Origin of the sequence: Actinomadura geliboluensis (genome assembly GCF_005889745.1) — a bacterium.
GTDB lineage: Bacteria > Actinomycetota > Actinomycetes > Streptosporangiales > Streptosporangiaceae > Spirillospora > Spirillospora geliboluensis.
Window position 1 is genome coordinate 1 of sequence record NZ_VCKZ01000405.1, and the last position, 7,914, is coordinate 7,914.

A 7,914-nucleotide genomic window follows, 5' to 3' on the forward strand; every position below is an offset into this window, starting at 1 on the left:
CCAAAATCGACACTCTCTCCGTCGTCGGCAGCGTCAGATGTTTATAAGAGACAGGCCCTATGCCGAGGCTCCGTACGAGCCGGCCCCCTACGCCGAGCCCGCCTATGACGAGCGGTACGACGAGCGGTACGAGGAGCCGTACGGCGAGCCGTACGAGGCCGTCCCGCCTCCCCGTCCCGGCGGGCGCGGGCCGAAGCGGCCCGGCAAGGCGAAACGGCAGGGCCGGCCCGAGCAGGCCAAGCGGCCGAAACGGCCCGCCCAGGCGGGTGAGCCGGCGGCCCCCGGCGGGCTCGCGGGCCGCGTCGCCGCGCTCGGCCCGAAGCTGTACTTCGGCGCGGCCGCCGCGCTCGGCGTGCTCGTGCTGATCGGGCTCGCCGCCGTCGTGGTGTTCCGCGACGGGAACGGTCCCGCGGCGGGCAACGCGGCGAACGCCAAGATCGGGAAGCCGGCGGGGAACGGACCGTCCCCGACCTCCTACTCCAGCTCGCCCTCGACGTCGGCGTACGGCGGGATCGCCGCCCGCGGGTCCGACCCCGAGCCGCTGACGGCGGCGGAGGCGTTCCCGGCGGACGCGGCGACGCTGGCCGTCCCCGACGGCGAGGTCAAGGTGAAGCTGCGCGCGAAGCGGCTCGACGCCGACTGCGCCGCCGCCGTGTGGGGCGGCAGCGTGGGCGCCGAGCTGGGCAAGGGCGGCTGCACGCAGGCGGCGCGGGGCATCTACTCCGACCCGAAGCGCGGCTACGGGCTGGCCGTCACGGTGTTCAACCTGAACAGCTCGGCGGACGCGGACCGGTTCGTCGCCCGGCTGGAGCACACGATCGGCGCCGGCTTCGTCCGGCCGCTGGAGGCCCCGGAGCCGCTGGACGACTTCGGCCGCGGCTTCGGCATGGCGCGGGGCCTCGCCATGGGCCACTTCGCCGTGGTCTCGTGGGCGGAGCGGCTCGACGGCAAGGGCACCGAGACCGACGAGACGCTGCTGTCGCTGCTGATCGAGGGCGGCAAGTCCCCGGCGGTGCTCGGCCGCGCCGCCCGCGCGTCCGAGTGACCCGCGTCCGGGTGACCCGCCCCGAGTGCGTCCGAGTGGCCGCGGACGACGGAAAATTTCGGTAGATCACCCGAATTTCGGGGTAAACGTCCCGACCCGGTGATGATGCTCACGCAGGTCAGCGCAATGCCCGCCCCGAACCCGCCACTAGCCTTGGTCTAAACCACTCCGAGATGGCATGCGCGCGGATCGCCGCGGGTAAGTTTCGCGATCCGGTGCAGTCGGGCATGTTCCCGACAGTGATGTAATGTCATCTCACCGCAGCAGGGCCAACGTCGTCCCACGACTGCACTGACACCGAAGCAGTGACACGAGACGACGACGGGAGGGTTGATGGCCGCAGCTGCCTTCACACCTGCTGCCCGCGTACAGGGCCGCCCCGATGCCCAGGGGCTGTACGACCCGGCGAACGAGCACGACGCCTGCGGCGTCGGCATGGTCGCCGACATGCACGGCCGCAAGAGCCACGAGATCGTCGAGAACGCCCTGACCGTGCTGAAGAACCTCGACCACCGCGGCGCGGTGGGCGCGGAGCCGGACGACGGCGACGGCGTCGGCATCCTCGTCCAGCTCCCGGACGCGTTCTTCCGCGAGGTCTGCGGCTTCCCGCTGCCCGACGCCGGCGCGTACGCGGCCGGGATCGCCTTCCTCCCGGCGGACGCCGCCGAGCGCGCGGCGGCGGTCGCGCACATCGAGACGCTGTGCGTCGAGGAGGGCCTGACGGTCCTCGGCTGGCGCGAGCTGCCGCACGACCCCGACTTCACCGGCCCGGCCGCGCGGCGCGTCATGCCGCACTTCGCCCAGCTGTTCATCGCCCCCGCCGCCGGCGGCCCGCACGCGGGCAAGACCGGCCTGGAGCTGGACCGCGCGGTGTTCTGCATGCGCGAGCGCGCCGAGCAGGACGTCCGGGTGTACTTCCCGAGCCTGTCCAGCCGCACGATCGTCTACAAGGGGATGCTGACGACCCCGCAGCTGGAGCCGTTCTTCCCCGACCTGTCGGACCGCCGCTTCACCAGCGCGATCGCCCTGGTGCACTCGCGGTTCTCGACCAACACGTTCCCCGCCTGGGAGCTGGCCCACCCGTACCGGTTCATCGCCCACAACGGCGAGATCAACACGGTGAAGGGCAACCGGAACTGGATGCGGGCCCGCGAGGCGCTGCTGAAGTCGGACCTGCTGCCCGGCGACCTGTCCCGGATCTTCCCGGTGATCGACATCGAGGCGTCCGACACCGCCTCGTTCGACGAGTGCCTGGAGCTGCTGCACCTCGGCGGCCGGTCGCTGCCCCACGCGGTGCTGATGATGATCCCGGAGGCGTGGGAGAACCACACCGAGATGGACCCGGCCCGCCGGGCCTTCTACGAGTTCCACTCCACGCTGATGGAGGCGTGGGACGGCCCCGCCAGCGTCAGCTTCACCGACGGGACCGTGGTCGGCGCCGTCCTGGACCGCAACGGGCTGCGCCCCGGCCGGTACTGGGTGACCGACGACGGCCTGGTCGTGCTGGCCAGCGAGGCCGGCGTGCTCGACATCCCGGCGAGCAAGGTCGTCCGCAAGGGCCGGCTCCAGCCCGGCAAGATCTTCCTCGTGGACACCGCCGCCGGGCGGATCGTCGAGGACGACGAGGTCAAGGCCGAGCTGGCCGCCGAGCACCCGTACGGCGAGTGGCTGCACGAGGGCCTCGTCCGCTTCGAGGAGCTGCCGCAGCGCGAGCGGGAGATCCCGACGCACGAGACGCTGGTCAGGCGGCAGCAGACGTTCGGCTACACCCTCGAAGAGCAGCGGATCATCCTGACGCCGATGGCGAAGACGGGCGCCGAGCCGATCGGGTCGATGGGCACCGACACCCCGATCGCGGTGCTCTCGGAGCGGCCGCGGCTGCTGTTCGACTACTTCAAGCAGCTGTTCGCACAGGTCACGAACCCGCCGCTGGACGCGATCCGCGAGGAGCTCGTCACCTCGCTGCAGTCCACGCTCGGCCCGGAGGGCAACCTCCTGGAGCCCGGCCCGGACTCGTGCCGCCGGCTCGTCCTGCCCACCCCCATCCTGGACAACGACGAGCTGTCCAAGATCATCCACATCGACGACGAGGGCTCGCTGCCGCACCTGCAGGCCCACGTCGTGCAGGGCCTGTACGAGGTCGCCGGCGGGGGAGAGGCCCTGGAGGCCCGCCTGGAGGAGATCAACTCCGAGGTGAGCCGGGCCATCGCCGCCGGCGCCCGCATCATCGTGCTGTCGGACCGCGGCGCCGACTCCGCCCGCGCCGCGATCCCGTCGCTGCTGCTCACCGGCTCGGTCCACCACCACCTCATCCGGGAGAAGACCCGCACCCGGACCGGCCTGGTGATCGAGACGGGCGAGGCCCGCGAGTGCCACCACATGGCGCTGCTCATCGGGTACGGCGCGTCCGCGATCAACCCGTACCTGGCGATCGAGACCGTCGAGGACCTGGTCCGCGGCGGGGCGATCGAGGGCCTGGACCCGGCGAAGGCCGTCCGGAACCTCGTGAAGGCGTACGGCAAGGGCGTCCTGAAGGTCATGTCGAAGATGGGCGTGTCCACGGTCGCGTCCTACACCGGCGCGCAGATCTTCGAGGCGATCGGCCTCGGCGAGGACGTCGTGGCGCGCTGCTTCACCGGCACCACGTCCCGGCTCGGCGGCGTCGGGTTCGACGTGCTGGCCCGGGAGGTCGCGCAGCGGCACGCCCGCGCCTACCCGCCGGGCGGCAACGACCTCGCGCACCGCACCCTGGAGGTCGGCGGCGAGTACCAGTGGCGCCGCGAGGGCGAGCCGCACCTGTTCAACCCGGACACGGTGTTCAAGCTCCAGCACGCCACCCGCACCCGCCGCTACGAGATCTTCAAGGAGTACACCTCCACGGTCGACGCGCAGGCCGAGAAGCTGATGACCCTGCGCGGGCTGTTCAAGCTCAAGGAGGGCGAGCGGGAGCCGGTGCCGATCGAGGAGGTCGAGCCGGTCTCGGAGATCGTCAAGCGGTTCTCCACCGGCGCGATGTCGTACGGGTCCATCTCCGCGGAGGCGCACGAGACCCTCGCGATCGCGATGAACCGGCTCGGCGGCAAGTCCAACACCGGCGAGGGCGGCGAGGACCCGGCGCGCTTCACCCCGGACGAGAACGGCGACCTGCGGCGCAGCGCCATCAAGCAGGTCGCGTCCGGCCGGTTCGGCGTGACCTCGGAGTACCTCACCAACTCCGACGACATCCAGATCAAGATGGCGCAGGGCGCCAAGCCCGGCGAGGGCGGCCAGCTGCCCGGCCACAAGGTCTACCCGTGGATCGCCAAGACCCGGCACTCCACGCCCGGCGTCGGCCTCATCTCGCCGCCGCCGCACCACGACATCTACTCGATCGAGGACCTGGCGCAGCTCATCCACGACCTGAAGAACGCCAACCCGGCGGCGCGCGTGCACGTCAAGCTCGTCGCCGAGGTCGGGGTCGGCACGGTCGCGGCCGGGGTGTCCAAGGCGCACGCCGACGTGGTGCTGATCTCCGGGCACGACGGCGGCACCGGCGCGTCCCCGCTGACGTCGCTGAAGCACGCCGGCGCCCCCTGGGAGCTGGGCCTCGCCGAGACGCAGCAGACGCTGCTGCTCAACGGCCTGCGCGACCGCATCGTCGTGCAGACCGACGGCCAGATGAAGACCGGCCGGGACGTCGTCGTCGCCGCCCTCCTCGGCGCCGAGGAGTACGGCTTCGCGACGGCGCCGCTGGTGGTGTCGGGCTGCGTCATGATGCGGGTCTGCCACCTGGACACCTGCCCCGTCGGCGTCGCCACCCAGAACCCGGTGCTGCGGCAGCGGTTCTCCGGCAAGCCCGAGTTCGTGGTGAACTTCTTCGAGTTCGTCGCCGAGGAGGTCCGCGAGTACCTGGCGGCCCTCGGGTTCCGCTCGCTGGACGAGGCGATCGGGCACGTCGAGATGATCGACATGCGCGAGGCCGTCGACCACTGGAAGGCGTCCGGCCTGGACCTCGCCCCGATCCTGCACGCCCCCGAGGTCGCGGACGGCGCGTCGCTGCGCCGCACCGCCGTGCAGGACCACGGGCTGGAGAAGGCGCTCGACAACACGCTGATCCAGCTCGCCGAGGGCGCGCTCTCGTTCGGCGACCCGGTCAAGCTGGAACTGCCGATCCGCAACGTCAACCGGACGGTCGGCACGATGCTCGGCCACGAGCTGACCAAGAAGTGGGGCGGCGCGGGCCTGCCCGACGGCACGATCGACGTCACCTTCACCGGGTCGGCGGGCAACTCGTTCGGCGCGTTCGTGCCCCGCGGCATCACGCTGCGGCTCGTCGGCGACGCCAACGACTACGTCGGCAAGGGCCTGTCCGGCGGGCGGCTCACGCTGGCGCCCCCGGCGGACGCCGGGTTCGCGGCCGAGGAGCAGATCATCGGCGGCAACGTCATCCTGTACGGCGCGACGTCCGGCGAGCTGTTCGCCCGCGGCGTCGTCGGGGAGCGGTTCTGCGTCCGCAACTCCGGCGCCACCGCCGTCGTCGAGGGCGTCGGCGACCACGCCTGCGAGTACATGACCGGCGGCCGCGCGGTGATCCTCGGCCGGACCGGGCGCAACCTCGCGGCCGGCATGTCCGGCGGCATCGCCTACGTCCTGGACCTGGTCCCCGAGCGGGTCAACGGCGAGATGGTCGACCTGGAACCGCTCGACGCCGGCGACGCGGAGTTCGTCCGGACGCTGGTCGAGCGGCACCTGGCGGAGACCGGCTCGGCCGTCGCCCGCCGGCTGCTGGACGGCTGGGACGCGGCCGCCGCCCGCTTCACCAAGATCATGCCGCGCGACTACCGGCGCGTCCTGGACGCCATGGCCAAGGCCGAGGCCGAGGGCCGCGACGTCGACGAGGCCGTCATGTCCGCGGCGCAGAGCTGAGAGGGGGACTCCACATGGCTGACCCGAAGGGTTTCCTGACCGTCCGGCGGGAGCTCCCGAAGCGCCGCCCGGTCGACGTGCGGATCAAGAGCTGGTCGGAGGTCTACGAGGACTTCGGCACCGACCGGCTGGAGAAGCAGGCGAGCCGCTGCATGGACTGCGGCATCCCGTTCTGCCACCAGGGCTGCCCCCTCGGCAACCTGATCCCCGAGTGGAACGACCTCGTCTACCGCAAGGACTGGCGGGAGGCGATCGAGCGGCTGCACGCCACCAACAACTTCCCCGAGTTCACCGGGCGGCTGTGCCCCGCCCCGTGCGAGAGCGCCTGCGTCCTCGGCATCAACCAGGACCCGGTGACGATCAAGCGGGTCGAGGTCGAGATCATCGACCGGGCGTTCGCGGAGGGCTGGGTGCGCCCGCAGCCGCCCGCCGTGAAGACCGGCAAGACGGTGGCGGTCGTCGGCTCCGGGCCCGCGGGCCTCGCCGCCGCGCAGCAGCTCACCCGCGCCGGCCACGACGTCACGGTGTACGAGCGCGCCGACCGCGTCGGCGGCCTGCTGCGCTACGGCATCCCCGAGTTCAAGATGGAGAAGCGGCACCTCGACCGGCGCCTCGCCCAGATGCGCGCCGAGGGCACCGCCTTCAAGACCTCGGTGAACGTGGGCGTCGACGTCACCGCCGACGAGCTGCGCGAGCGCTACGACGCCGTCGTCCTCGCGGGCGGCGCCACCGCGTGGCGCGACCTGCCCGTCCCCGGACGCGACCTCAAGGGCGTCTACCAGGCGATGGAGTACCTGCCGCCGTCCAACAAGGCGCAGGAGGGCGACTACGACGAGTCGCCGATCTCCGCGAAGGGCAAGCACGTCGTGGTCATCGGCGGCGGCGACACCGGCGCCGACTGCATCGGCACCGCGATCCGGCAGGGCGCCGTGTCCGTCACCCAGCTGGAGATCATGCCGCGGCCCCCGGAGTCCCGCCCGGACTCCCAGCCGTGGCCGACGTACCCGATGCTGTTCAAGGTGGAGAGCGCCCACGAGGAGCTGGCGGACCTGGGCGGCGACCGCGTGTACGCCGTCTCCACCACCGAGTTCGCCGGCGACGCCGACGGCAACGTCCGCGCGCTGCGGCTGGTCGAGGTCGGCGGCCCCGAGACCCGGTTCGCGCCGGTCGAGGGCACCGAGCGGGAGATCCCCGCGGAGCTGGTCACGCTCGCCATGGGCTTCCTCGGCCCGCAGCGCGAGGGCCTGCTGGAGCAGCTCGGCGTCGAGCTCGACCAGCGCGGCAACGTGGTCCGCGACGGCGACTACAAGACGTCCGTGGACGGCGTGTACGCCGCGGGCGACATGGGCCGCGGCCAGTCCCTGATCGTCTGGGCGATCGCCGAGGGACGCGCCGCCGCGCACGGCGTCGACGCCTACCTCACCGGCCGGACCGACCTGCCGTACCCGATCCCGCCGACGGCGCGCCCGATCGCCTGAGCGCACCGCACCGAAGGCCCCGGAGGGACGTCCCTCCGGGGCCTTCGTGCGAGCATGGGGAGCATGCGGAACTCGGCCCCCGTGCTGGACACCGGCGTGCTGCGGCGGATGCGGATCGCCCGGGACGCCATGGACCGCGAATGGGCCGAGCCCCTCGACGTCGCCGCCGTCGCCGCCCGCGCCGGCTACTCCCGCTACCACTTCGTCCGGCTGTTCAGCGAGGTCTACGGCGAGACCCCCGGCGCCTACCTTGCCCGCCGCCGCATCGAACGCGCCCAGGACCTGCTGCGCACCGCCAACCTGACCGTCACCGAGATCTGCATGCTCGTCGGCTTCACGAGCCTCGGCACGTTCTGCACCCGCTTCAAGCAGCAGACCGGCATGACGCCGACCGAGTTCCGCCGCCGCGCCCGCACCGGCGGGGCCGCCGCCATCCCCGGCTGCTACGTGCTGCTCCTGTCCCTTATACACCTCCGCCCCTTCCCC

General features: G+C 72.2%; 4 protein-coding genes. All 4 read left to right on the top strand.

From position 1 onward, the window contains the following. The first annotated feature begins 37 nt into the window (after positions 1-37). On the top strand, positions 38-1,045 hold the full coding sequence (locus ETD96_RS36535; protein ID WP_138641043.1) for a hypothetical protein: 1,008 nt from the start codon (positions 38-40) through the stop codon (positions 1,043-1,045). Positions 1,046-1,378: 333 nt separating this feature from the next. Next, positions 1,379-5,950 (top strand): glutamate synthase large subunit, encoded by a 4,572-nt coding sequence (gene gltB, locus ETD96_RS36540; RefSeq protein WP_138641045.1) that lies wholly within the window; start codon positions 1,379-1,381, stop codon positions 5,948-5,950. A 14-nt stretch (positions 5,951-5,964) separates the two neighbouring features. Continuing rightward, on the top strand, positions 5,965-7,428 hold the full coding sequence (locus ETD96_RS36545; RefSeq protein WP_138641046.1) for a glutamate synthase subunit beta: 1,464 nt from the start codon (positions 5,965-5,967) through the stop codon (positions 7,426-7,428). A 63-nt stretch (positions 7,429-7,491) separates the two neighbouring features. Continuing rightward, positions 7,492-7,914, top strand: a 423-nt coding sequence (locus ETD96_RS36550) for a helix-turn-helix transcriptional regulator (RefSeq protein ID WP_138641048.1), incomplete at its 3' end; no start/stop codon positions are given.